This window comes from Nannocystis bainbridge (genome assembly GCF_028368995.1).
GTDB classification, from domain to species: domain Bacteria; phylum Myxococcota_A; class Polyangia; order Nannocystales; family Nannocystaceae; genus Nannocystis; species Nannocystis bainbridge.
Genome location: NZ_JAQNDL010000005.1, coordinates 629,320 through 652,704, shown reverse-complemented (window position 1 = coordinate 652,704; position 23,385 = coordinate 629,320). Strand labels below are relative to the sequence as shown.

The 23,385-nt window shown below is 72.5% G+C and carries 20 protein-coding genes; 5 read left to right on the top strand and 15 right to left on the bottom strand.

Going from position 1 to position 23,385, the window contains the following annotated elements; translation table 11 throughout:
- Positions 1–9 precede the first annotated feature (9 nt).
- The 4 genes from POL25_RS42950 to POL25_RS42935 form a co-directional block, all read right to left on the bottom strand.
- Entirely contained in the window at positions 10–1,056 is a 1,047-nt protein-coding gene (locus POL25_RS42950) for a methyltransferase (protein ID WP_272092268.1), read from the bottom strand.
- Positions 1,037–1,993: an iron-containing redox enzyme family protein gene (locus tag POL25_RS42945; RefSeq protein ID WP_272092267.1), complete on the bottom strand. Its 957-nt coding sequence runs from the start codon at positions 1,991–1,993 to the stop codon at positions 1,037–1,039. The genes POL25_RS42950 and POL25_RS42945 overlap by 20 nt, the downstream gene beginning before the upstream one ends.
- The gene (locus tag POL25_RS42940) at positions 1,990–2,883 is read right to left on the bottom strand and encodes an aminotransferase class IV (protein WP_272092266.1); all 894 of its coding nucleotides are present in this window, start codon (positions 2,881–2,883) and stop codon (positions 1,990–1,992) included. The genes POL25_RS42945 and POL25_RS42940 overlap by 4 nt, the downstream gene beginning before the upstream one ends.
- Before the next feature lie 120 nt (positions 2,884–3,003).
- Entirely contained in the window at positions 3,004–4,152 is a 1,149-nt protein-coding gene (locus POL25_RS42935) for a Glu/Leu/Phe/Val dehydrogenase dimerization domain-containing protein (RefSeq protein WP_272092265.1), read from the bottom strand.
- A gap of 148 nt (positions 4,153–4,300) precedes the next feature.
- Between POL25_RS42935 and POL25_RS42930 the strand changes: the two genes are divergently transcribed.
- A complete protein-coding gene (locus POL25_RS42930; RefSeq protein ID WP_272092264.1) occupies positions 4,301–5,524 on the top strand; it encodes a pyridoxal-phosphate dependent enzyme in 1,224 nt (407 codons plus the stop codon).
- On the opposite strand, the gene POL25_RS42925 is transcribed toward POL25_RS42930, so the two are convergent.
- Positions 5,499–5,933 carry a VOC family protein gene (locus POL25_RS42925; protein ID WP_272092263.1) on the bottom strand — a complete coding sequence of 145 codons (435 nt, stop codon included), beginning with the start codon at positions 5,931–5,933 and terminating at the stop codon, positions 5,499–5,501. The two genes, POL25_RS42930 and POL25_RS42925, sit on opposite strands and share 26 nt — an antisense overlap.
- Positions 5,934–6,180: 247 nt before the next feature.
- A complete protein-coding gene (locus tag POL25_RS42920; RefSeq protein WP_272092262.1) occupies positions 6,181–11,352 on the bottom strand; it encodes a sensor histidine kinase in 5,172 nt (1,723 codons plus the stop codon).
- Between the two features lie 108 nt (positions 11,353–11,460).
- Here POL25_RS42920 and POL25_RS42915 point away from each other — a divergent pair, with 108 nt between their 5' ends.
- On the top strand, positions 11,461–12,177 hold the full coding sequence (locus POL25_RS42915; RefSeq protein WP_272092260.1) for a gamma-glutamylcyclotransferase family protein: 717 nt from the start codon (positions 11,461–11,463) through the stop codon (positions 12,175–12,177).
- Positions 12,178–12,278: 101 nt separating this feature from the next.
- Here the strand turns inward: POL25_RS42915 and POL25_RS42910 are convergent, their stop codons facing one another.
- Genes POL25_RS42910 through POL25_RS42900 form a run of 3 tightly spaced genes read right to left on the bottom strand, consistent with a single transcriptional unit; the run spans position 12,279 to position 14,938 of the window.
- Positions 12,279–13,148, bottom strand: coding sequence for a TauD/TfdA dioxygenase family protein (locus POL25_RS42910; RefSeq protein ID WP_272092259.1), 870 nt, complete (start codon positions 13,146–13,148; stop codon positions 12,279–12,281).
- A 7-nt stretch (positions 13,149–13,155) separates the two neighbouring features.
- Positions 13,156–14,181, bottom strand: coding sequence for a threonine ammonia-lyase (locus POL25_RS42905; RefSeq protein WP_272092258.1), 1,026 nt, complete (start codon positions 14,179–14,181; stop codon positions 13,156–13,158).
- A gap of 1 nt (position 14,182) precedes the next feature.
- A complete protein-coding gene (locus POL25_RS42900) occupies positions 14,183–14,938 on the bottom strand; it encodes a GNAT family N-acetyltransferase (protein ID WP_272092257.1) in 756 nt (251 codons plus the stop codon).
- A gap of 202 nt (positions 14,939–15,140) precedes the next feature.
- Here POL25_RS42900 and POL25_RS42895 point away from each other — a divergent pair, with 202 nt between their 5' ends.
- Together POL25_RS42895 and POL25_RS42890 are read left to right on the top strand one after the other, a co-directional pair.
- Positions 15,141–16,049: a hypothetical protein gene (locus POL25_RS42895; protein WP_272092256.1), complete on the top strand. Its 909-nt coding sequence runs from the start codon at positions 15,141–15,143 to the stop codon at positions 16,047–16,049.
- 202 nt (positions 16,050–16,251) lie between these two features.
- The gene (locus POL25_RS42890; RefSeq protein ID WP_272092255.1) at positions 16,252–16,617 is read left to right on the top strand and encodes a beta/gamma crystallin family protein; all 366 of its coding nucleotides are present in this window, start codon (positions 16,252–16,254) and stop codon (positions 16,615–16,617) included.
- 24 nt (positions 16,618–16,641) lie between these two features.
- On the opposite strand, the gene POL25_RS42885 is transcribed toward POL25_RS42890, so the two are convergent.
- Positions 16,642–17,205 carry a hypothetical protein gene (locus POL25_RS42885; protein WP_272092254.1) on the bottom strand — a complete coding sequence of 188 codons (564 nt, stop codon included), beginning with the start codon at positions 17,203–17,205 and terminating at the stop codon, positions 16,642–16,644.
- 37 nt (positions 17,206–17,242) lie between these two features.
- Here POL25_RS42885 and POL25_RS42880 point away from each other — a divergent pair, with 37 nt between their 5' ends.
- Positions 17,243–17,935, top strand: coding sequence for a hypothetical protein (locus tag POL25_RS42880; RefSeq protein ID WP_272092253.1), 693 nt, complete (start codon positions 17,243–17,245; stop codon positions 17,933–17,935).
- 54 nt (positions 17,936–17,989) lie between these two features.
- On the opposite strand, the gene POL25_RS42875 is transcribed toward POL25_RS42880, so the two are convergent.
- From POL25_RS42875 to POL25_RS42855, 5 genes are all read right to left on the bottom strand, one after another.
- Positions 17,990–19,108, bottom strand: coding sequence for a PAS domain-containing protein (locus POL25_RS42875; RefSeq protein WP_272092252.1), 1,119 nt, complete (start codon positions 19,106–19,108; stop codon positions 17,990–17,992).
- A 342-nt stretch (positions 19,109–19,450) separates the two neighbouring features.
- Entirely contained in the window at positions 19,451–20,707 is a 1,257-nt protein-coding gene (locus POL25_RS42870; RefSeq protein WP_272092251.1) for a DUF4215 domain-containing protein, read from the bottom strand.
- 41 nt (positions 20,708–20,748) lie between these two features.
- A complete protein-coding gene (locus POL25_RS42865) occupies positions 20,749–21,618 on the bottom strand; it encodes a hypothetical protein (protein WP_272092250.1) in 870 nt (289 codons plus the stop codon).
- Entirely contained in the window at positions 21,615–22,214 is a 600-nt protein-coding gene (locus POL25_RS42860; protein ID WP_272092249.1) for an RNA polymerase sigma factor, read from the bottom strand. The genes POL25_RS42865 and POL25_RS42860 overlap by 4 nt, the downstream gene beginning before the upstream one ends.
- A 17-nt stretch (positions 22,215–22,231) precedes the next feature.
- The gene (locus POL25_RS42855) at positions 22,232–23,281 is read right to left on the bottom strand and encodes a hypothetical protein (RefSeq protein ID WP_272092248.1); all 1,050 of its coding nucleotides are present in this window, start codon (positions 23,279–23,281) and stop codon (positions 22,232–22,234) included.
- Positions 23,282–23,385: the final 104 nt, after the last annotated feature.

Genomic DNA, 23,385 nt, shown 5'->3' with positions numbered 1-23,385 from the left:
GTGAAAGAATCACTTGGTGGCGACGAGGATCCGCATCGACTGGAAGAACTCGTAGGGAGCGCGCGGGGGCTCGAGCTCTTCGATCGCGGTGAAGCCGGCGGCCTGCAGCAGGGCGAGGTGCTCGCGCGGCGAGCGGTAGCGGGTGCTCTCCGATTTGGCGAGGAAGTAGACGCCGCGCAGGTACATCGGCAGGGCCTCGGGCAGGACGCGCTCGGGCAGCATGCGCTCGATGACGAGGAAGCGGCCGCCGGCGGGCAAGGCCTCGTGGGCGCGGCGGTAGACGGCGCCGATGCGCTCGTCGCCCCAGTCCATGGCCGAGCGGCACATGGTGATGACGTCGCAGTCGGGCGGCAGCGGGGTGCGGAACACGTCGCCGGCGATCGCTTCGACGCGGCCCGCGAGCTCGGGGCGGTCGGCGAGCTGGCGGCGGCCGATGTCGACGCAGGCGGGCACGTCGAGGAAGGCGCCGTGAAGCCCGGGGGTGGCGGCGACGATGGCGGCGCAGAAGCTGCCGGTGTTGCCGCACAGATCGAGCAGCTTGCGGTGCTGTCCGAAAGGATAGGTGGCGAGCACGACCTCGACGATCCGGGCGATCGTGGCGTCCATGTAGCGCGAATACTCGGCGGCGACCTGCGGGTCGACGGCGGCGACGTCGTCCTTGAAGTAGTCGCGCATTTTGAACGGGGAGGCGGCGCCGTCGCTGCGCACGAGCGCGTCCATGTCGGCGAGGGCGCGGTAGACCTCGTCGTAGTACTCGAGCAAGTAGGTGGTGGTCTGAAACGGCCGGTCGGGGGCGCGCACGAGGAAGGGAGCGAGCGCGGGCGGGGTGACGAGGCCGTCTTCGTCCTCGTGCAGCAGGCCGAGGGCGACGCAGCCGTCGACGACGATCTTGAAGGAGCGCTCGGGCAGGCCCTTGGCGGCGCGCAGGGCCTCGCGGGCGATCGGGGCCCGGGCGGCGGTGAAGAGGTCGAGCTTGTAGGCGGTCATCAGCAGCTTGCTGCCGAGGAAGCCGTCGAGCAGTTCGAGGAGGAGCTTCTCACCGGTCGCGGTCGTCATGCGTGGCCTGCATCTCGCGCCAGATGGCGTCGAAGTAGCGCTGGCCCAAAGCGCGGTGGTAGCGGAGCGAGGCGAACAGGATCGCCTGATCCGCGGGGCTCTGAATGACGGCGCCGATCAGCTCGGCGGTCTCGCGCGCGTGCTCGACGTCGGCGCTCATGTGCACGCGGTGGAACTCGCGGGCATGCTCGGGGACATCGAAGCGCTGCAGCAGCGCGTGGATGTTGCCGTGGGTGGCGGGGGTGCCGGCCTCGAGCGAGAACAGGACCGCGAGGCCCCAGGCGAGGTTGGGGTGACGGGCGCAGCGGATGCGGTTGTTGAGGTAGGCGTGGGCCTCGGGCAGCGCGGGGCGATCGTCGAAGCCGTGCGGGAGATCGAAGTGACGCAGGAGCCGCTGCAGCAGGACGGGGTGAGCCTGGGCGCCGTGCTCGCCGCCGGTCTCGTCGTAGAGGTTGCGGTGCAGGACGCTGGCATGGCCCAAGGGACAGCTGAGGGCGAGCTCGGTCAGCTCGCGGTAGAAGAGGCGCGAGCGGTGCCAGTGATGCCGCAGGTAGATCTTGAGGTCGGCGAGGCTGGGCCGGCCGTGGAACAGGTGCTCGGACATCGGGTGGCGCAGGCCGGTGCGCTGGTTCTGCTCGGCCTGCAGGCGCGCGAGCAAGGCATCGGGGGCGAGCAGAGGCGCTTCGGGGAGGCGCGGGACGTGGGCCTCCTCGACGGCGTAGCCGGTCTCGACGAGGTAGCGCCGCACGGCGTAGGTGCGCGGGTCGGGGTCGGCGTGCAGGTCCCAGACGAGGCCGTGATAGACGCCGGCGGCGTAGTCGTCGCCGGCGAAGGCGCGGTCGGCGAGCCGCGCGAGGGCCTGGGCGGCGTCAGCGGTGATCTTGGGCGAGCGATCGCCGAGCGCGGCGCGCACGTTGGCGGCGAGGATGGCGATCATGGGGCCTCCACGCGGGCGATCCACGATCGATGCCGCGGATCCTCGCCGCGCACGACGGCGTGGTAGCGGGCGACGAGCTGCGCGGTGACGGGGCCGGGCGCGGGCAAGGGCCGGCCCTCGACGAGCACGACGGGGCGCAGCTCGGCGGCGCTGTTGGCGAGGAAGACCTCGTCGGCGGCGAACAGGTGATGCCGCGGGACAGGGGCCTCGAGCACGGGGATGCCGAGGTCGGCGGCGAGGGCGAGCACGGTGGCGCGGGTGAAGCCGGGCAAGAGCGGCTGATGATCGGGAGGCGTGACGAGGCGACCGTCGCGGACGAGGAAGAGGTTGGCGCCGGTGGCCTCGACGACGGTGCCGTCGTCGCCGAGGAAGAGGGCGTCGTCGTGGCCAGAGGCCTCGGCCTCGCGCAGGGCCAAAAAGGCGCGGCCGTAGTGCCCGGCGTGCTTGGCAGTGGGGATCCATCCGGCGCCGTGGCCGATGGAGGCGATGCGCACGCGGACGTGGGCGCCGGGCGAGCCGCTCGGGTCCCAGGCCATGACCGCGACGTGGACGGGGTTGCGAGCGCCGAGGCCGATGCGGGCGTCGCCGTAAAAGGCGAGCTGGCGGACGTAGCCGTCGCCGCGACCGCTGGCGCGCACGACGGCGAGGGTGGCGTCGCGCAGCTGCAGGGCGGTCCAGGGCAGCGGCATCCACAGGGCGGCGGCGCTGGCGAGGAAGCGCCGCACGTGGTCGTCGAGGCGGAACACGCCGACGCCGCCGTCGGCCAGCCGGTAGTGGCGCCCGCCGTCGAACACGGCGGTGCCGTAGTGCAGCGAGTGAGTGAGCAGGCCGAAGCGCGCGGCGTCGGCCGGGACGAGCTGGCCGTCGAGCCAGACGAGGTCGGCGGTCACGGGGTCCCCCGACGCGCTGCTCGTTCAGACATGTTTTTAGGGACATGTCCCGAGGGGAATGTGCGCGCCGCGGCGGGGCGGGCGCGGCCGGTCGTGATGTGTCCCGAGGGACATGTCACATCAGCGGCCATCGAGGGCCTCCTCGAGCAGCGCGCGCGGGGAGCGGCCGGTGGTGCGGCTGTCCGCGAGGACATGTTCGACGCGGGCGGCGACGCGGCGCTCGACGTGGGCGAGGACGTCGGCGGGGCCGCTGGGGTCGCCGGCGTAGAGGGCCTCGACGGCGAGCGAGCCGCCGGCGCTGGCGAGCAGGTCGGGGATGACGAGGACGCCGGCGGCGTGCAGGGCGTCGGCGACGTCGGGGGCGAGGGCGAGGTTGGCGGCCTCGACGACGCCGGCGCAGCCGAGCCGCGGGACGGCGTCGACGGCGACGGCGCGCGAGACGGCGGCGAGGATCAGGAGGTCGCAGGGGACGTGCAGGATCTCCGCGGAGGGGCGAGCTTCGCCGGGGACGGCGGGCAGCCGACCTTCGCGCCGGCCGGCCAGCAGGGTAGCGACGTCGAGGCCGCCCTCGTCGACGAGGCAGCGGAGATCGTCGGCCCAGGCGACGACGCGGCAGCCGATGCGATCGAGGAGGTAGGCCGCGCCGCCGCCCATGGCGCCGGCGCCCTGGATGGCGACCCGCAGGCCGGAGCTGCGGCCGAGAGCGCGGGCGAGCGCGAGGGTGGCGGCGCGCACGGCCGCGGGCGCGCGTAAGGCGTGCACCGACCAGCCGTCGATCGCGCCGTCGAGCATGGCGTAGCGGCGCAGGAACTCGCGATCGGCGAGGCCGCGGCTGCGGCCGACGGCGAGCTTGAGGCAGGGCAGGCCGACGTCGCCGGCGGCCCGCTGCAGCTCGGCCATGGTGGTGTTGAGGTCGGGGCCGACCGACCAACTGCGCTCGATGAGCGGGGCGACGGTCGAGAGGAAGCGACGCAGGACTTCGCCGCGCGCGGGGTGATCGGGGGCCATCCTCAAGCCGGCCTTGGCGCCACCGACCGGCAAGGCGTACGCGGCCTGCTTGCGGGTCATGTTGCGGGCGAGCGCGGCGATCTCGTCGGCCTCGACGTCGGCGGCGATCCGCAGGCCGCCGGCACACACGCCGTCGACGAGGCGATCGATCACCAGCAGGCCGCTCACGGGCTCGATCGGGTCGCGGTATTCGATCTTGAGCAGCGCCACCGTGCCACCACCGGGGCGAGCATCGTATCGGAGGGCGCGACGCGTCGCCATGCGCGCGAGGTTCGTCGCGTCATCCTCCGCGGCCTGAGAAGACTCCTCGCGCGCCGAGGTCGCCGTCGCGATCTCGCTCGCGCAGCGGCGGTGTTTGACAGGGCGACGCGCGCCGCGGACCATGGGTCTCGGCGCGGTGGGTGCGGGGATGGCAGAGCAGTGGCGATCCTTGATCGATCGGCGGTTCGCGGCCTCGCAGAGCCTCCTGCTGCGCTATCACAAGGTGCTGGCGGTGCCGGGGCCGGCGGTCGACGTGACGCTGGCGGACCTCGAGGCCTGCTCGCATGGCGAGGGGGCGACGACGTTCGCGCTGGCGGGCGAGGGCGAGCGCGAGGTGATCGTCTGCGACGAGTCGAGCCGGATGTTCACCGGCACGTACAAGGCGCTCGACGCGTGCCTGTCGCTGGCGCTGCTGCGGCGGGCGAAGGTGACGCGGGTGGTGGCGTCGTCGGGCGGCAACCTGAGCGCGGCGCTGGCGGCCTATGCGACGCGCGCGGGGATCGAAGCGTTCCTGTTCCAGCCGCGCCGCACGCTCTACAAGCAGCGCGCCGATCACTTCGGCGCGGGCGTGCACCTGATCGCGGTCGATCTGCCGGAGCCCGAGATCAAGCAGATCGCGCGCAGCTTCGCCGAGCGGTTCGGGATGGCGCACGTGCCCGATGTGCGCTGGCGAATGGCAGCGTCGGCGGTGCGGGCGATGTTCGTGCTCGAGAGCGCGGCGGCGCTGGGGCGGATCGATTGTCTGGCGCAGACGGTGTGCGCAGGCTTCGGGCCGGCGGGGATCTATCAATGCTTCGCGGCGCTGCGGCGGGCGGGGCTTTTGCGCCGGAGCGAGGTGCCGCGGTTCCTCGGGTTCCAGCAGGAGGCCAACGCGCCGATCGTGCGCGCGTGGCAGGCGGGCGAGCCGACGCTGGGGCGCGAGCACGTGCGCCCGGAGCCGGACCGCTACCTCGAGCCAGGGCTCTACAACACCGATCCGTCCCGCGAGTACGCGCGCCTGGCAGCGCTGCTGCGCGAGGTCGGCGGGGAGATGCTGGCGCTGTCCGAGGAGGACGTTGCGCGCCACGGCGGGCCGCTGCTGGCGCGCATGCAGGCGGCGGGGTTCGAGTTCTCGCGGCTGCCGGGCTCGGACGAGGTGGTCGAAAAGACAGGTCTGCTCACCGGCGTCGGGGTGCTCAAGGCGATCGCCGAGGGCCAGGTGACGCCGGGCGAGCGCGCGATGCTGATGCTGACGGGCGGGGTCCGCGAGCTGGCCGGGTCGGCGCCGCCGAGCCCGGCGCTGACGATCGACGCCAGCCGCACCGAGGCGGACTGGCTGGACGAGCTGGGGCGGACGTTCGGGCTGGCTACACGTGCACGAGCTCGAGCTTGATGCCGTCGGGGTCGTTGAAGAAGACGGCGTAGTAACCAGGGGCGTACGGGTACTCGGCGGGCGCGTCGAGGATCTCGACGCCGGCGTCGACGAGCCGCCGGTGGACCTCGTCGATCGCGGCCCGCGACTCGACGGCGATGGCGAAGTGGTGGAGGCCGACGCTGTAGCGATCGAAGGCGCGGCCGCGGTGCTCGGGGGCGGCCTCCCACACGCCGAGCATGAAGGCGCCAGCGGCGAGCAGCATCATGCGGCAACCCTCGTGCTTGTGCGGGGCGCCGACGACGTCCATGACGACCTGGCCGCCGAGGAGCTCGAACAAACGGGTGTAGAACGCCCGCGAGCGCTCGTAGTCATTGACGGTGATCGAGACGTGATGGATGCCCGTGGCACGGGTCGAGACAGCGGTCATGCAACAACCTCCTACGCGAGCCGAGGATGCTAGCGAGGCCGCGAGGAGGCGAACATCCGGCGCGTCCGTAGCCGCGAACGCCGAGGGCCGAGGGCGAACGGCCGCAATTGCGGGGCCGGCTCGGGAGGTCGGGTCTCGCGCCGAACGCCGATCTCGGGTCGCGGCCGCGGCGAGGGTGAGATGTCCGTAGGGACAGGTGCGATGAATGCCGACGAACGGGCGCGCTCGTTCGGAACCGCGCGAAATTTCAGCGGCCAGGGCCGAGGATGCGCGGCAGGTCGATGGTGAAGGTCGAGCCGGTGCCGAGCTCGCTGACGACGGAGATCGTGCCGCCCATGCGCTCGCACAGGCGGCGGCAGATGGCGAGGCCGAGGCCCATGCCGCCGACCTTGCGGGTGGGCGAGTCGTCGACCTGGCTGAAGGCGTCGAAGATCTTGGTGCGCTGCTGCTTGCTCATGCCGATGCCGGTGTCGGCGACCTCGACGACCAGGCGGTCGCCGCGACAGGAGACGCGCAGGTCGATGGTGCCGCGCTCGGTGAAGCGAGAAGCGTTGCGGACGAGGCTGCCGATCACCTGGGCGAGCTTGGCCCGGTCGTGCACGACCTCGAATTGCGGCGGGTCGACGTGGACGCGCAGCGTCGAGTGATTGCGCTCGACCTCGGCGAGGTTGGCCTCGACGACCTCGCGGACGACCTCGCCGATCGGGAAGCCGGCGGCGGCGAGCACGAGGCGGCCGGACTCGAGCTGGGTGATGTCGAGGACGTCGGAGATGATGCCGAGCAGGCCGCGGCCGGCCCGCGAGATCTTCTCGAGGTCGCGGGCGATGGTCTCGAGGCCGTCGTCGGCGGCCTCGTCGCCGAGCATCTCGGAGGCGCCGATGATCCAGTTGAGCGGGGTCCGCAGCTCGTGGCTGACGTTGAGCATGAAGCGGCTCTTGGCGACGCTGGCCTCCTCGGCGGCGCGGCGGGCCTCGTCGAGGGCGGTGAACATGCGCGCGTTCTCGATGGCGATCGCCAGCTGGGTGGTGAGGAGGCGCAGGATCTCGAGCCGGTGCGGCGTGAAGGCGCCCCATATCGCGCGGTTCTCGAGGTAGAGCGCGCCGATCCGCTGGCCGCGGCTGAGCAGCGGGAAGCAGGCGAGCGACAGCGGGCGCACGCGCAGCAGGTAGGCGCCGAGCAGGCTGGGGTTGTTGTCGACGTCTTCGGGCAGGAGCACCCGGCCGCTGCGCTGACAGACCCGCACGAGCCCCGCGGGCACGTCGGCCTCGCTGATCGGGAGGTCGTCGTGGAGGACGACGCCGTGTTCGGCGGCGTAGCTGGCGACGACGACGAGGCCGCCGCTGGTGGCGAGGGCGAGCGCGCCCCGATCGGCGCCGGCGTTCTCGACGAGGATCGCCATGAACTTGCGCAGCAGCGCCTGGCGGTCGACCTCGACGGCGAAGGTCTCGGCGGCCTTGATCGCGCTCGAGAGGTCGAGCCGCGGGTCGACCGAGGTGGCGGTGACGATCGAGGTCTCGAGCGACTCGCCGATGAGCAGCGGGCGCGCGACGGCCCGCGGCAAGTAGGTGCGGAACAGGTTGCCGTGCGCGGCCAGCAGGGCGTCGGCCCGCGGGGCGGCGCCCCAGCGGCGATAGACGGCCTCGGCGTCGGCGAGCGCGGCGGCGGCCATGCTGTCGCGCCCGGCTTTGAGGTGGAACGCGCCCGCGAGCTCGGCGGCGAGCGCCTCGGTGGCCATGGCGCCGGCGCGGTGCGAGCCGGCGATCGCGGCGTCATAGGCGGTGAGCGCGGCGAGGCCGTCGCCGGCGATCGCGGCCCGCTCGGCGTCGATGAGCGCGAGCTTGCCGGCGAAGTTCTCGGGGCACGAGGCGGCCCACACCGCGTAGCGCTCGCGCAGCGCTTCGAGGCGAGCCCGTGAGGCCTCGAGGTCGCCGCTGCCGCGGCGCAGCAGGGCGGCGTGGACCAGCGCCGAGTAGAAGGCGAGCTCGGTGGTGAGGTACCAGGAGGAGTTGAGGAGGCGCTGCTCGGCGGCCTGCATCCACCGCTGGGCCGCGTCGAGCTGACCGTACAGCAGGCACAGGTAGAGCTTGGCGATGCAGAACCACAGAGTGGCGAAGGTCAGGCGGCCCTGCTCGGCGGCGGCGAAGAATGCGTCCTCGTCGAAGTCGTCGCCGTGCAGGCTGGTGGCGCCGTCGGTCTCGCCCTGCAGGCAGGCGACGAGGCGCCGGACCACCCGCAGCGCGGCGGTCGAGGAGGCGACGCGGGTGCGCTGCATGAGGTGGAGGTATTCGTCGGTCTGGGCGGCGACCGAGCGCAGCGGGGTGCCGGCGCCGAACTGGACGATCGCGGAGTGCGAGCAGGCGTAGGAGACGAAGATGTAGTCGCCGGTCTCGAGGCCGTGGAAGCGCGCGCGCTCGAGGTACTCGAGCACCTCGGGCAGCGGGCGGTAGTAGTGGAGGATCGAGCCGAACACGAAGCTCAGGCGCGGGACCTGGTCGAGGTTGCCGAGGCGCTCGTTGACGGCGAGCGCGGCCTCGCCGAACTCGTGGGCCTCGCGCACGGCGCCGCGCGAGGTGGTGAGGTAAAAGGCGTAGACGAGGTAGCCGTAGGGCGAGGCGTCGGCGTGGCCGTGCTCGAGGCTGAGGTTGATCTGCGCCAGGCAGAGGTACTCGAACAGCGGCTGGTGATTGAGCTGGGACGGGGCGAGCAGGTCGGTGACGAGCTTGATGAGCGAGCAGAACTCGGGGTCGGTGGCGCGCGGGCGAGCGGCGAGGGCGGCGATCGTGGCGCCGTCCAGGCGGCGCTGCAGAGCGTCGCGCTCGCGGGCGGCGGCCTGGCGCAGGGCGTCGTCGCCGTCGGGCACGGCGAGGCCGGCGAGGCGCAGGGCCTCGACGCCGGTGGTGAGGGCGTCACCGGAGCGGCCGATGGTGACGTAGAGGACGACCCGCAGCGAGCGGGCGGCGAGGGCGTCGCGGCGCGAGGCGGCGTGGGCGAGCAGGACGTCGAAGGCCTGCTCGGCGCGGGCGAAGTCGCCGCACAGGTACTCGCACTCGGCGAGCTCGAGGTGGAGGGCGTAGATGAGGGGGTAGTGGCTATGCCAGTGATCGGGGCCGAGCAGCTCGGCGCCGACGCGCAAGAACCCGACGGCGGCGTCGTAGGCGGTGGCGGCCTTGGCCCGCCGGCCAGCCTCGAGGTCGAGCGCGGCGAGCTCGGTGCGCTCGTCCGCGGTGGTGAGCTCGGCGCGACCGAGGTTGAGGTGCGAGACGGCCGCGAGCAGCTCGGAGCGATCGCGCGAGGTCAGGGTGGCCAGCAGGTGGCGGCCGATCGCCAGGTGCATGCGCGGGCGCGCGTCGGCGTCGACGAGGGTGTAGGCGGCCTGGCGCACGCGGTCGTGGAGGAAGCGCAGGCGGACGTTGGGCAGCTGACCGCCGTGGCCGTACGGCAACAGGCGGTACTCGGGGTCGATCGGGACGACGAGGCCGCGGCCGATCGACTCCCACAGCGCGGGCCCGATCTCGCTGCTCGAGCTGCCGGCGGCGGCGGCCAGAGTGTCGAGGTCGAACCCGGCGCCGATGCAGGCGGCGCAGGTGAGCAGGGCGCGGACGTCGGGCGTGAGCCGGCGGATCCGCTCGAGCAGCAGATCGGCGACGTCGTCGGGGATGCTGGCGGCGCGCAGGGCCGCGAGGTCCCAGGTCCAGCGGCCGTGCTCGGGCGAGAAGCGGATCAGCTCGTCGCCGTGGAGGACGCGCAGGAACTCGCGCACGAACAGCGGGTTGCCCTCGGTGCGCTGGTGGACCTCGGCGGCCAGGTCGGCGACGGCGGCGGGGGTCTCGGCGAGCGCGTCGGCGACGATCGCGGCGACGTCGGCGAGCGCGAGCGGGGTCAGCTCGATGCGCTCGATCGTCGCGCCGGTGCGATCGAGCTCGGCGATGGCCTTGCGCAGCGGGTGATAGGCGTCGACCTCGTGGTCGCGATAGGCGCCGATGACGAGGACGTGGCGCAGGTCGAGGTCGCCGAGGAGGGCGACGAGCAGGCGCAGGGTGGCGGCGTCGGCCCACTGCAGGTCGTCGAGGAAGACCACGAGCGGGTGGCCCTTGTCGGCGAACACGCCGAAGAAGCGCAGCACGGCCAGGTGCAGGCGGTTCTGCGCCTCGGCCGGCGAGACCGGCGGCGGCGGGGGCTGGTCGCCGACGACGTGCGCGAGGTCGGGCAGGGTGTCGACGAGCACGGCCACGTGCGCGCCGAGAGCTTCGACGAGGCGACGACGCCAGCGCTCGACCTCGGCGAGCGGGCTGGCGAGCACCAGCTCGACGAGCTGACGCAGGGTCTGCAGCAGCGAGGCGAACGGGACGTGGCGGTTGTACTGATCGAACTTGCCGGCGATGAAGTGGCCGCGGCGGGCGACGATCGGCTGGTGGAGCTCGTGGACGAGGGCGGACTTGCCGGTGCCCGACCAGCCGGCGATGAGGGCCAGGCCGCGCTCGCCGGCGGCGGCGTGCTCGAAGGCGGCGAGCAGGCGGGCGCGCTCGTCGGCGCGGCCGTAGAGCCGCTGCGGCAGGCGAAACTCGGCGCTGGGACGCGGCCGCGCGGCGGTCGGGGTGGCGTCGCCGCCGAGCGTGGCGCGCACGTACTCGAGGTCGGCCCGCAGCGCGTGGGCGCTGCGGTAGCGCTCGTCGACGTTCTTGGCCATCAGCTTGAGGACGATGGCGGACAGCTCGCGGCCGATGCTGGGCTCGATGCCGAAAGGCTCGGGCGGGCTGCGGGCGAGGTGGGCGTGGACCAGCTCCATCGCGTCGCTCTGGGCGAACGGGCGCCGGCCGGTGAGCAGCTCGAAGAAGGTGACGCCGAGGGCGTAGAGGTCGGCGCGCTGGTCGATGCCGCGGCCGACGCGGCCGGTCTGCTCCGGGGCCATGTAGGCGAGCGTGCCGACCAGGCGATCGGGAGCGGCGAGCGCGACGGACTCGGTGGCGAGCGAGGAGGCGATGGCGAAGTCGGTCAGCTTCACCTCGCCGGTGCGCGGGTTGAGGATGATGTTGGCCGGCTTGATGTCCTTGTGGATGACGCCGCGCTCGTGGATCGCCGCCAGGGTCTCGGTCAGCTGGAGGGCGATGTCGAGGAAGCTGGCGACGCCGACCTTCGACGGGAAGCACTGCGTCAGCGACAGGCCGCCGAAGTCCTCGAACACGAGGAAGGGCAGGCCTCGCTCCTCGAGCGCGAGCGCCTGGACGACGCCGCCGAGCTTGAGCCGGGTGGCGACGTCGTACTCGTGGCGCAGCTCGGCGAGCCGCTGGTGAGTGACGGACTCGGCCCGCGGGACCTTGAGGATCACGAGCCGACCATCGGCAGCTCGCGTCGCACGGCGCACCTCCGACTTCATCCCCTCGTGGAGGACCTCGACGGTGATGTAGCCGTGGAGCGACACCTGAAACATGATACACGCGCGACGATCGCGAGGCAGCGCGCGCCGGGGGCACTATCGCGCCAAACGCGCGAGCCGTGCTGCGACGAAGCTGATAGCATCGGGGCGGCGGTGAAATCGGTAGTGGTCGACACGAGATCGCGATCCTCGGGAGATGTCTGGTACTTCGCCTACGGCTCCAACCTGCACCCGCAGAGGCGCTCGGCGAGGGCCGGGCTGGCACCGCTGGAGGCGACGCCCGGGACGCTGTGCGGCTGGCGTTTGGTGTTCGACATGCCCGGGGTGCCGCCCGCAGACCCGGCGATGGCGAGCATTCGCCGCGACGCGACGGCCGAGGTCCACGGGCTGCTGCTGCGTCTGCGATCGCACGAGTTCGCGGCGCTGGTCGGCAGCGAGGGCGGCGATCGCTTCTATGTGCGCGAGCAGGTCGAGGTGATCGCCTATGACGGTCGTGAGGTAATCGCCGAGGTGTTCGTCGCAGCCCCCATGAGGCGTCTGCAGCGCGAGCGCACGCCGTCGCGGCGCTACCTCGAGCTGATCCGCGAGGGCGCCCGCCTGAGCGCGCTCCGCCCGGAGTACTGCGCGTGGCTCGAGGCGCTGCCGCACTCCGAGGCGTCCCCCGCCGCCCGCTGGGCGTCGGATCTGTTTTTGGAGGTGTTCCTGCGCGCGAGCCGGAGCCCGCTGGGCGCGGTGGCCCAGGGCTGGCTGGCGGCGCTGCAGCGGACGGAGGAGCTGGCAGCGCTGCCGCGGCGTGTAAGTCAGGGGCTGCTGCTGGCGCCGGTGCTGGCGATCGGGGCAGGCTGGCGGGCGCTGCGACGCAGGCGGTGAATCGCAGCATTCGCCTTGATGGTAGTGAAATATAGTCAATGTCCTTCGGGACATGTCCTTTGGGGTATTGACTGGATCCCGGAGCTCGTTGCGCCGGCGAATCAGCGGTCGAGGAAGGGGCGCTCGCCGGCGATGTTCAGGCGGTACATCAGTCGCTCGCGCGGGAAGTAGTCGGCGACGGCGAGGTGCTGGACGCAACGATTGTCCCACAGCAGCAGGTCGTTGCGCTGCCACCGGTGGCGATGGATGAACTCCTGGGTCTCGATGTGGCGGTAGAGGAATTCGAGGATCGCCTGGCTTTCGGCGCGGGACAGGCCGTCGATGTGGGTGACGTAGGGGCCCGAGAGGTAGAGCGCCCGCCGCCCGGTGCCCGGGTGGGTCCGCACCAGCGGGTGCGGGACGGGCTGGTAGCGCGCGAAGTGGGCGTCGGGGTCGATGCCGGTCCTCCGCAGGGTGTTCTGCAGCGCCGCGAAGTCGGCGCCGAACGCCTTTTTGACGTCGTGCACCGCGGACAGGCCGAGCAGCAGCTCCTGCATCGGCCGCGACAGCGCCTCGTAGGCGGTGTACATGTTGGAGAACAGGGTGTCGCCGCCGAGGTCGGGCGTGATCTTGGCGTACAGCATGGTGCCGAGCGGGGGCCGGAGCCAGCCGCTGTTGTCGGTGTGCCAGCTGTTGAGACCGGGGGGCTTTTGCGCGTTGTTGTGGAGGGCCATGCACTCGGGGTGGCCCTCGACGGTCATCGGCAAGACGTGATCCTGGACCACCAATTCGCCGAAGCGGCGAGCGAAGCGCATCTGGTCGGTGATGGTGATGTCTTGCCCGGGGAAGACGAGCACGCTGTACTGGTGGAACGCGCGCTCGATGACCTTGAATGCTTCGTCGGAGAGGTCGCGCGAGAGATCGACGCGGGTGACGGCGGCGCCGAGGGCGAGGCTGATCGGTTCGATGGTGGGGAGAGTTTCGGTCGTCATGGCTCACCTAGGCGCACTTCAGGGTCTCGTCGGGCGAGACGGTTCGTAGGATGGTCCGCAGCACGTCGGGGGCGATGGACCCGCCGGTGGCGACGGCGCACGGGCGGCGAAAGCCGTGGACATGGGCATACTTTCGCGCTGCTGCGAATGCGGCGGCGCCGGCTCCCTCGAGCCGCAGATCGTCGAAACAGGCGAGGCCGGCGATAGCGACCGAGATCTCGCGCGGGGTCACGATGAGCACGCCGGCGAGCAGGTCGCGCAGGCGGTGAAATTGCCAGGGGATGACGAAGCTGGCGCCGATGCCGTCGACGAAGGTCTGGCTGTGCTCGACGGCTACGGGCCTGTCGGCGCGCAGCGAGGCGGACAGCGGCGCGCCGGTGGAGACCTCGACCGCGTAGACCTTGACCTCGGGGCGAGCGCGGGCCAGCAAGGAGGCGACGCTGAACGCCAGGTTGCCGCCGCCGAAGGGGACGAAGACGGCGTCGACGTCGGGCAGGTCCTCGAGGATCTCGAGGGCGATGGTCGCGTTGCCGAGGCTGACGTGGCTGTCGCTCTCGGACGACAGGAAGTAGCCCGGGAGCTCGGGACATTCGGCGGCGATCATCATGCGCCGCCAGGCGTCGTGGTCGACGCGATGCACCCTGGCGGCGGGGTTCTGGCGCAGGATCCGGCCCCATTTGAAGGCCGAGATCGATCGCGGGACGACGATCGTGCAATCGAGGCCGAGCTGGGCGGTGGCGTGGGCCAGGCCCCGGGCGAAGTTGCCGGAGCTGCAGGTGACCACGCCGCGGCGCCGCATGTGGGCCCAGGCGTCGGGCAGCGCGAGCGGGTAGCCGTGGAGGGCGCTCATCGCCCCCCGCAGCTTGAAGGAGCCGGTGTGCTGGCGATTCTCGCACTTCACGAAGATGTCGCCGGCGCCGAGCCTGGCCGCGGCGTCGGAGCGGATCAGCGGGGTGCGCCGCACGTGCGGGGCGATGAGCCGGGCGACCCGCCGCGTATTGTCGAGCGAGATCGTTAATGTATCGAGGAGCATGTCAGCAGATCCGTTGAGAGATGGGGTAATGAAATTCGTAATGGAGGCCAGCGCTGCGCGAGAGGGCCTCGGACTCGATCTTGCCGGCGTCGAAGGTCGTGAACGGGGCGAGCCCGAGCGCGACCGCGTGCTTGCAGGCGGCGCCGAGGACGAGGCTGGAGAGGCCCCGCCGCCGATAGTCGGCGCGCGTGTGGCAGCCGAACTCGCACAGCCCTCCGCCGACCACGCCGTGGATCTCCGCGACCAACTGGTCGTCGTGGAGCAGGCAGACCCCGAAGCCGTGGCGCAGGTAGTTGGCGACGGAGCCGAAGATGGCGAGCACGGGGTCGCGCCAGTTCAAGCGCGAGAACAGGTGGCCGTCGACGGCGGCCAGCTCGAAGCCGGGCGGCGCTCGCAGGTCCCGCGGCGCGTAGCCGCCGGGGCCAGGGCCGAACTGGGCCCGCTCGGCGGCCACGAAGCCGAGCTGCGGCGCGGCCGAGGCGAGCCCGCGTGGATGCACGAGCTTGATCGGCGGCCTGTCGGCGAGCAGCGCCCGCATTTCATCGAGCAGGGCCGGGGTCACCGCGCCGGCGGCGAAGCAGAACGGCGCCTCGGTGGCGACCAGGGCGACCGCGAATTCACGCTCGCCGGACCCGGCCCATACGCACCCGGGGATGGCTCGCTCGAGCACGGCATGCACGAAGGCGAGGTTGGGATACGAGGCGCGGAACAGCGGCCGGACCCGCGGGTAATCCTGTGCTTCGAGCTCGATCAGCATGGCGAATCGACGACCTCTGCCCGGGACGACCGGGCCTCGTCTGGCGTAGTGAGCGTCGACGACGCTTCAATTGGATTGCGCGCGGGCGATGCCTCGCGAGGCCGCTGGGGCCGAGTTCGCGTGTCATTGGCAGGCCCACCGCGCTCCGCTTCGATGTCGTCGAGGATTGCGCCGGGGCCGCGGGGCGCGATAGATTTTAAGGATGGCCGATCCGCGCGCGGGGCTGCGAGTTCTCGACGACCAGGTGGTCGATGGTTACGACCCGGCGCACGGGCTGTCGCTGCCCGACCGGATCGCGTGGGCGGTGTCGGTGGCCGGCCGGGGCGACGCCGGTGAGGACGTCGAGGACGTGGGTGCGCGATGGTCGGGGCTGCTGCAGTCGCTGCTGCGCGACCCCGCGGCGCCGCGGCTGCGCACGCTGATCCTCGACGATTGGTCCGGGCAGGCCGACCTTTACGACACGCCGTACGAGGAGGGCGATCCGCTGCCGCTGATGACGCGCCACGCGAGCCGGCTGGCGGGGCTCGAGCGGCTGTACATCGGCCCGTTCCCGGCCGCGCTGCCGCCGGCGGAAGGGGTGTGCCAGGGGGTCGGGCCGGCGCTGACGAAGCTGCCCGCGCTGACGCGCCTCGATCTGCACGGCGCGAGCGGGTGGGCGCTTATCCCGGCGAAGGGGCACCCGCGGCTGCGTACGCTGGTGATGCACGTCGGCGAGCTGGGCGACGATTCGCTGGCGAACCTGATCGCGGCGCCGTTTCCGGCGCTGGAGCGGGTCGATCTGTGGCTCGGGCCGGAGGCGCTCGCGGAGGACGCGGGCGAAGCGGAGGAGCTGGCGGCGGCGCTGTCGAGCGCGAAGCTGCCGGGGCTGCGCGAGCTGGCGCTGCGCGGGCTCGAGTCGCCGGCGCTGCTGGAGGCGCTGGGCGGGCAAACGCTCGAGCTGCAGGCGCTGGCGATCACCCACGCGCCGGGGCTCGGCGGGGCGCTGGAGGGGCTGCTGCAAGCGCCGTGGCTCGGGCGGTTGAGGCGGCTGGAGCTGAGCGGGACGGGGGTGTCGGCCGAGCTGGCGGCCGAGCTGGCGGCGCGCGGGCCGGTGGTGGTCGGGGCGGACTAGCGAGGCTGTCTTGAAAGACATGTCGGCCGAATGCCCGTGAATGCAGTCACATGGCCTTGGGGACATGCGATGCCGCGATCTCGCGCGCGGGCGGTCGCCGTCAAGCGGTCATAAGAACTCCTGCCGGGCGGTTGCCGGGGTGAGGCGCTGCGGCATGAGATCGGCGATCGGAGGAGCGATGCGAAGGGCGATCATCAGCGCGGTGGGTGCGATTGTTTTTTTGATGGGATGCGACGAGGCGGAGGAGCTCGCGGGCGAGGACGAGACGGAGGTGGCGGAGGTGGCGCCGTTCGACGAGGTCAGCGGCCGCGGGGGCGAATGCGCGACGATGTACGAGCACTGGCACTTCGAAGGTGAGGCCAAGCGGGTCGAGGCCGGGGCGTACGTGTCGTTCATCGGTAACCTGTGGAACGACGTGGTGTCGTCGGTGAAGGTGCGCTCGGGCTGCGTGCTCAACGTGTTCGAGCACGCCGATTTCGCCGGGGCGCAGAATTCGTTTCAGGGGTCGGTGCCGTTCGTCGGCGAGTGGTGGAACGACAAGATCTCGGCGTACACCTGCGATTGTTAGCAGGACGTCGCGCTGAACCAGGGCTCAGCGCGCGGCTTCGCAGCGGGCGCGGTAGTTGCGGAGCATGAGGCCGAGGCCGTCGGCCGCAGGCTCGTCGCGCAGGCGCGCGAGCACGAGGTCGATGCGCGCCTCGGGGGCGGCGGCCAGCACCGCGGCGGCGAAGCTGTACGGAGGCTCGGCGCAGCCGAGCTCGTCGCAGGCCTCGATCTCGGCGGTGATGGCCCGCGCCTCGGCGGCCCTCGCCGCTTCCATCTGCGCCTCGCAGGCGACGCCGGGGGTCGGGAATCGGTGCAGGCCGTCGGCGACGTGCAGGCGCAGGTGGATCAGCCGGGCCGCGGCGGCCGGGCGATCGAGCGAGTCGGCGATGACGACGGCCCCGCTGGCGAGGACCGAGCCGCGGTCGTGCCCGCCGAAGCAGATCGTCGCGCCGCCGTCGAGCCCATGGCCGGGTCGCGTGCTGCGGGCCGTGGCGAGGACCGCCTGGGCGCGCGCAGGATCGACGGCGGTGGCCGGCGGACACTCGGGGGCGGGAGGGCCACACGCGAGGTCCCCGGCGAGCAGCAGGGCGGCGAGCGAGCGACTTTGCATGCGGCGCCACGGATGATAGCGTGAATGCGAGGTGTCGATGCGGGTGAACCTTGGGCCTGTCGTCTGGTGCTCGCTCGTGGTGGTGATGGTCGGGGCTGCGCCGGCGGTGGCCCGCGCCGACGTGGTCCCGCCGCTGCCCGATGCGTGCCCGCCCGGCAGCGAGGTCGAGTATTCCTGCGGGGCGGCGTTCTGCCGCGCGTTCGTGTGCGAGACCGACGCCGACTGCAAGGGCGGGGACTGCGAGCCGGTCGAGGGCTGCTTCAGGGAGATCGAGTGGTACGTACCGCCCCGGACCGAGCACGGCGGGCCGTGCCTGCGCGGGGACACGTGCAGCGGCGAAGATCTGCTGTGCCAGACGCGCAAGCTGTGCCTGTCGTTCGGCGAGGATTCGACCGGCGGTGAGACGACGACGGGGACGAGCAGCGGGACGACGACGAGCAGCGGGACGACGACGAGCAGCGGGACGACGACGAGCGGCGATACGACCTCTGGCACGTCGGCCGCGACGAGCGGATCCAGCTCGGGTGCGGCGGCGCCGACGAGCGGTGAGGCCTCGACGGGCGCGAGCTCGAGCTCGAGCAGCAGCGGTGCGAGCGGTGCGAGCGCGACCTCGCCCGGCAGCGAGGGCGGCGGCGGCTGCTCTTGTTCACTCACGGGCCGGACGCCGGATTGGCTCGCGCTGCTCGGGCTGGTGGCGCTGCGACGACGACGGTCGCAAGCGCGTGGGTGAAGCAGCGGCTCGGCGCGCTGCGACGGTGGTTGCGGGCGCGCGTCAGTGCCTCCGTCACGCGCGCTTGCCGGTGGCCAGGCAGTGCTTCAGCGCCTGGCGCAGGGTGGCGTGGACGAGGAAGCCCGTGAGGTCGACGCCGAGGGTGACGATCGTCTGAGCGATGCTGGGGTGGATGCCGGTGAGGATGCCCTCGGCGCCGAGCAGGCGGACCGCGCGGATCATCGCCAGCAGGTGATTGGCGGTCGCGGTGTCGACGACCTCGATGCCGGTGAGATCGAGGATGGCGACCCTGGCCCGCATGCGGCCGACGCTCTGCAGCAGGCTGTCCATGATCTCGGAGGTGCGCATGCTGTCGACGAGGCCGATGATCGGCATGACGACCACGCCCTCCCACACCTCGATGATCGGGGTCGAGAGCTCGCGGATCACCCGTTGCTGGCGATCGATGAGATCGAGCCTGGCTCGCAGCTCGAGCTCCTGCGCGTGGGCCTCGGTGACGTCGAGCGACATGCTGACGAGCGCGGCGCGGTTGTCAGGCGGCGCGGGGATGTGCCAGCTGTCCCACCAGCGGTCCTGCGAGTGGATGGTCATGCGCGACGGCGTGCCCTCGAGGCCACGGCGGATGAACTCCACCGCGTCGTCGTCGTCGGCGAACATCGTCAATGGGTTCTGGCCGATCATCTGCTCCGGCCGCAGCGAGGTGTTGGCGAGGCCCTGACCGGCGACGTAGAGGTAGGTGCCGTCGGCCGCGTAGGAACAGACGACCACCGGCAGGTTGTCGACGAGGACGCGCAGCATGACGTGCTCGAGCTCGGCCTCGCGGGCGAGGGCGATCCGCGCGGTGATGTCGACGCCGTAGCAGGCGACGCCGACGACCTCCGCGCCCCGGCGCACCGGGGCGGCGGTCCACTCCCAGGCGCGCCCGTCCGCGTGGTCGAGGCGGGTCGAGCCGGCGTCGTCGCGCTCGGTCCACAGGTCGCGCCAGTCGCCGCCGCCGGTCAGCGGCAGGAGGTCGGCGACGCTGCGGCCGCGCGCCTCGGCGGCGCTGCGACCGAACTGCTGCTCGGCGCGCTCGTTCCACCCGACGACCCGCAGCTCGCGGTCGAACTCGACGCGCACGAACGGCACGCGGTGCGCGTCTGCCGTCCCACCATCCTCGCCGGACGTGCTCATGGCGGGAGTGAAGCACGCCGCCCGGCGATTGTCTGCAGTCTTCGAAGTGAGCCGCGGACGAGGTGTCGCACCCGGACTGCCGACAATGTAGGCGCCGCGGCGCGAATCGCCGAGCGCCTGTCGCTGCGTCAGCGTGCGGCGATTTCACGGCGCGAAGCAGGGCGCCGGGTCATGATAATGCGGCAGTGGACGCGACCTCGTGCGCATCGAGGTGACACGGCGCCGGGCGGGGCGCCGCTGAAGCGCGGTTCATCGGCCGCGAGGCTCGCGGGCGAGCGCGCGCGGCCGGCGATTCTGGGGACGTCTTAACTGGACAGCGATCGACGGATCGGCGGGCGGCGGTCAGGCCTCGAGCTGGCAGGTGGAGGTGCAGCCGTCGCCGCTCTGGACGTTGCCGTCGTCGCACTGCTCGCCGTTCTGCGGCTGGACGACGCCGTCGCCGCAGGACAGCGGGCCCTCGAGGGTGCAGTTGGCGGTGCAGCCGTCGCCGTCGACGAAGTTGCCGTCGTCGCACTGCTCGCCGGGCTGGAGGACGCCGTCACCGCAGGGGGACTGGCCCTCGAGCAGGCAGGCGGCGGAGCAGCCGTCGTTGCTGGTGTTGTTGCCGTCGTCGCACTGCTCGCCCGGATCGAGCAGGCCGTCGCCGCACAGGATGCCGCCGAAGGTGCAATCGTTGTTGCAGCCGTCGCCGTCCTGGGCGTTGCCGTCGTCGCACTGCTCGAGACCGGGCTGGACGATGCCGTCGCCGCACAGGCCCTGGCCCTCGAGGGTGCAATTGGCGGTGCAGCCGTCGCCGTCGATGGCGTTGCCGTCGTCGCACTGCTCGCCGGGCTGGAGGACGCCGTCACCGCAGGGGGACTGGCCCTCGAGCTGGCAGATGGAGGAGCAGCCGTCACCGTCGAGGTTGTTGCCGTCGTCGCACTGCTCGAGGCCGGGAGCGATCACGCCGTCGCCGCACAGGCTGCCATCGTGGGTGCAATCGTTGTTGCAGCCGTCGCCGTCGACGGCGTTGCCGTCGTCGCACTGCTCGCCGTTCTGCGGCTGGACGATGCCGTCACCGCACACGGCCTGGCCCTCGAGGGTGCAATTGGCGGTGCAGCCGTCGCCGTCGACGAAGTTGCCGTCGTCGCACTGCTCGAGACCGGCGAGGACGCCGTCGCCGCAGACGCTCGCCTGGAGGGTGCAAGTGAGAGAGCAGCCGTCGTCGTCGGCGTTGTTGCCGTCGTCGCACTGCTCGCCGGGATCGACGATGCCGTCGCCGCAGACGGGTTGGCCCTCGAGGGTGCAATTGGCGGTGCAGCCGTCGCCGTCCTGGGCGTTGCCGTCGTCGCACTGCTCGAGACCGGGCTGGACGATGCCGTCGCCGCAGGCGGGCGAGTCCTCGAGGGTGCAATTGGCGGTGCAGCCGTCGCCGTCCTGGGCGTTGCCGTCGTCGCACTGCTCGAGACCGGGAGCGACGATGCCGTCGCCGCACAGCGCGTCGTCGCCGTCGGTCATCTGCCCGAGGTCGCCGGGCTTCTGGTCGCAGGCGCCGAGCACGAAGGCGATCAAGGTCGAGAGGAAGAGGTGGGAGGACAGGCGCGTTCGGGAAAGGGTCATGTCACTCCTCGAGATGCAGGGACGCGGATGATTCTGTGATGTTATTCGTCGTCGCGGCAGATCTGGCGCATGCGCTCGGCCAGGTGCGAACCCGGGCGCTCGCGCAAGAAGCGACGCCGGGCGTCGGCGGCGTCGTCCAGGCGGCCGAGCTTGCACAGCGCGGTGGCCCGCGAGACCTGGCGCTCCTCCTCGAACACGCCACGCTCGAAGCGGCGGCCGTGAGCGTCGAGGGCGCTCAAGGCGTCGTCGTAGCGGCCGGCGGCGAGGGCGGCCTGGGCGCGCTGGAAGGATGCTACCTCCTCGGGCCGCAGCGAGGGGCTGTCCGCGGGGCGGCGCGCTGCGGAGGGGCGGGCATTGCCGGACGATTCGGCGGAGGGCGATCGCGCATGGGGTGTTTTTTCGACGGCTGCCGGATCGCTGGCGCCGAGGTCCTGCGAATCACCGGCGGGCCCGACGCTCGGCGCGGTGGACGGGTCGGAGGGGGTGGTGGCCGCGGATGATTCGGAGGCGGACGCGGCCCCGATCGGCGAATGCTCGGGTTTTCCGGAGGTCGAGGCCGGCGGTTCGGGGTGCGGTGATTGGCCCCGCGAGGCGGACTGCGGTGATTCGCGCGAGGATTTCTCGAGGGAGCGCAGGGTGGGCGCGTCGATGCGCTGATGGGCGGCCTCGACGTTGGCCTCGGCGCGCACGCGCCAGGCCGTGGCTGCGGCCAATCCGACGCCGAGCACGACCGCGGCGGCGAGGGCGGCCAGCGGCCAGGTGCGCCAGGCGGGGCGAGGCGGCGCGAGATCCTCGGCGATGCGGGCATCGATGCCGGCCCAGGTGGCAGCGCGGGCGCCGTCGCCGGGGCGGTCGACCTCGCGCAGGGCGGCGACGTAGCGCCGCAGCTCGTCGTCGAGTGGTTCGTTCACGGGGTCCTCCGACTGTCGCGCGCGTGGTGGCGGGCGATCGCTCGCTGCAGCAGCTGCCTGGCCACGCGCACCCGCGAATAGGCGGTGTTGAGGTTGATCTCGAGGCATTCGGCGACCTCGGGCATCGCCATGCCCTCGATGTCGGCGAGCACGAAGGCCATGCGCTTGTCCTCGTCGATGCCGGCGAGGGCGTCGCGCAGGACGGCGGCGGCCTGGCGGCGCGCGAGCTCCTCGTCGAGGCCGGGACCGGCGGGCTCGGGCTCCGCGACCAACTCGACGTGCCGGGCGGCGCGCTCGCGGTAGCGCCGGGCGACGCGGCGGGTGATGCCGTAGAGGAGCGCGCGCACCGAGCCGTGCACGGCGAACTCGTGGCGGCGCTGGTGGAGGACGACGAACACGTCCTGGACGGCGTCGTCGACCACGGCCGCGGGCACGCCGAGGCGGCCGGTCAGGCGCCACACGAACTCGTAGTGGTCGCGGAACAGCTCGGCCACAGCCGGCAGGGCGGCGGCGTGGGAGCCGTCGTGGGCGCGCGAGGCGGGGTCGCCGAGGGCGGCCGGTGGGGCGAGGACCGGAGGGATGTCCCCGTCATGCAACGAGGCGCCGCGATCTGTCAGGGAAAACGCAGCTCGATCGCAAAGACCGCGCGAAAGGCGACCGGCGCGGCCCGGTGGAGGTCCTGGTCCTGGTCGCGCAGGCGAAACCGCGCGGCCAGCAGCGGGGCGGCGAGGCCGAGCTGGAGGCCGAGCGCGAGCCGGGGGACGGGCAGGTACTGCACGCGCGCGTCGGCGAGGAGGGCCAGCCAGACGACGCGATCGCTCGTCGGGACCGTCACGCCGACGCCGCGGCCGCGCATGGCCCCGAGCTCGAGGCCGGCGCACACCGGGAATTCGAAGCGCCGCAGCGCCAGCCGCGGGCAGGCGAGCAATTGGGCGGCGGTAAGGCGCAGGTCGCCGCCGCTGGCCGTGCCGGCGAGGCGGGCCGATTGCTCGAGCCAGTGCACGGCGCCGACCTCGGCGCGCACGCGCCGGGCGAGGAGGCCGAGGCGGACCATGAAGCCGGGCGCAGGCCCAGGCAGGGCGCCGACGTCGAGGCCGGCGGCGACGGCGAGGGTGCCACGAAGCGCGGGCGTGGGCCGGCGGAAGGGCGGAGGCGAGTTCGCGGGCGCAGGGGCGAGGATGGGCGCGATCGCGGGCGCAGGGGCGAGCGTGGGCGTGTTCGCGGGGGTGGACGAGCTGGCGGGGGCAGGTGCGTCGCGGACGACGGGGACTTCGAGCGGGATGTCGCCGAGTTCGCGGTCACCCGGGGCGGTTCGCGGCAGCGCGGCGAGCAGCTCCGGATCGATCGCCACCGCGATCATCAGCGCGGCGGCCTCGACGAGTAATTCGCAGCGCTCGCCGACGACGGTGCGCGCGACCGCGGGGGCGTCGCGCGGGGTCAGCGTGAGCTCGAGCTGCCAGCGGCGATCGGGCCGGCGCTGCGCGGTCGCGTGGGCGGTCACGGCCTCGGCGTCCGCGGGCGTGAGCGGGCGCCCGAGGTCGGCCGCGACGGCGCGGATCAGCGCCTCGCGTGAGGGACAGGCGGCGGGCGCCTGCCAGTGCACGAGCTCGTCCGGCGCGGCCGGGGCCAGCCCCAGCGCGAGGGGCGCGACGAGCCGAATCACGCCGCGGAGTCTAACGCAACCACCGCCAGCGCGCGATGCGGTTGCAGGCGCGCGGCGGCGCGGCGGCTGGCGCCCGGCGACACGCAGCATTCGTCGCGAGGGTG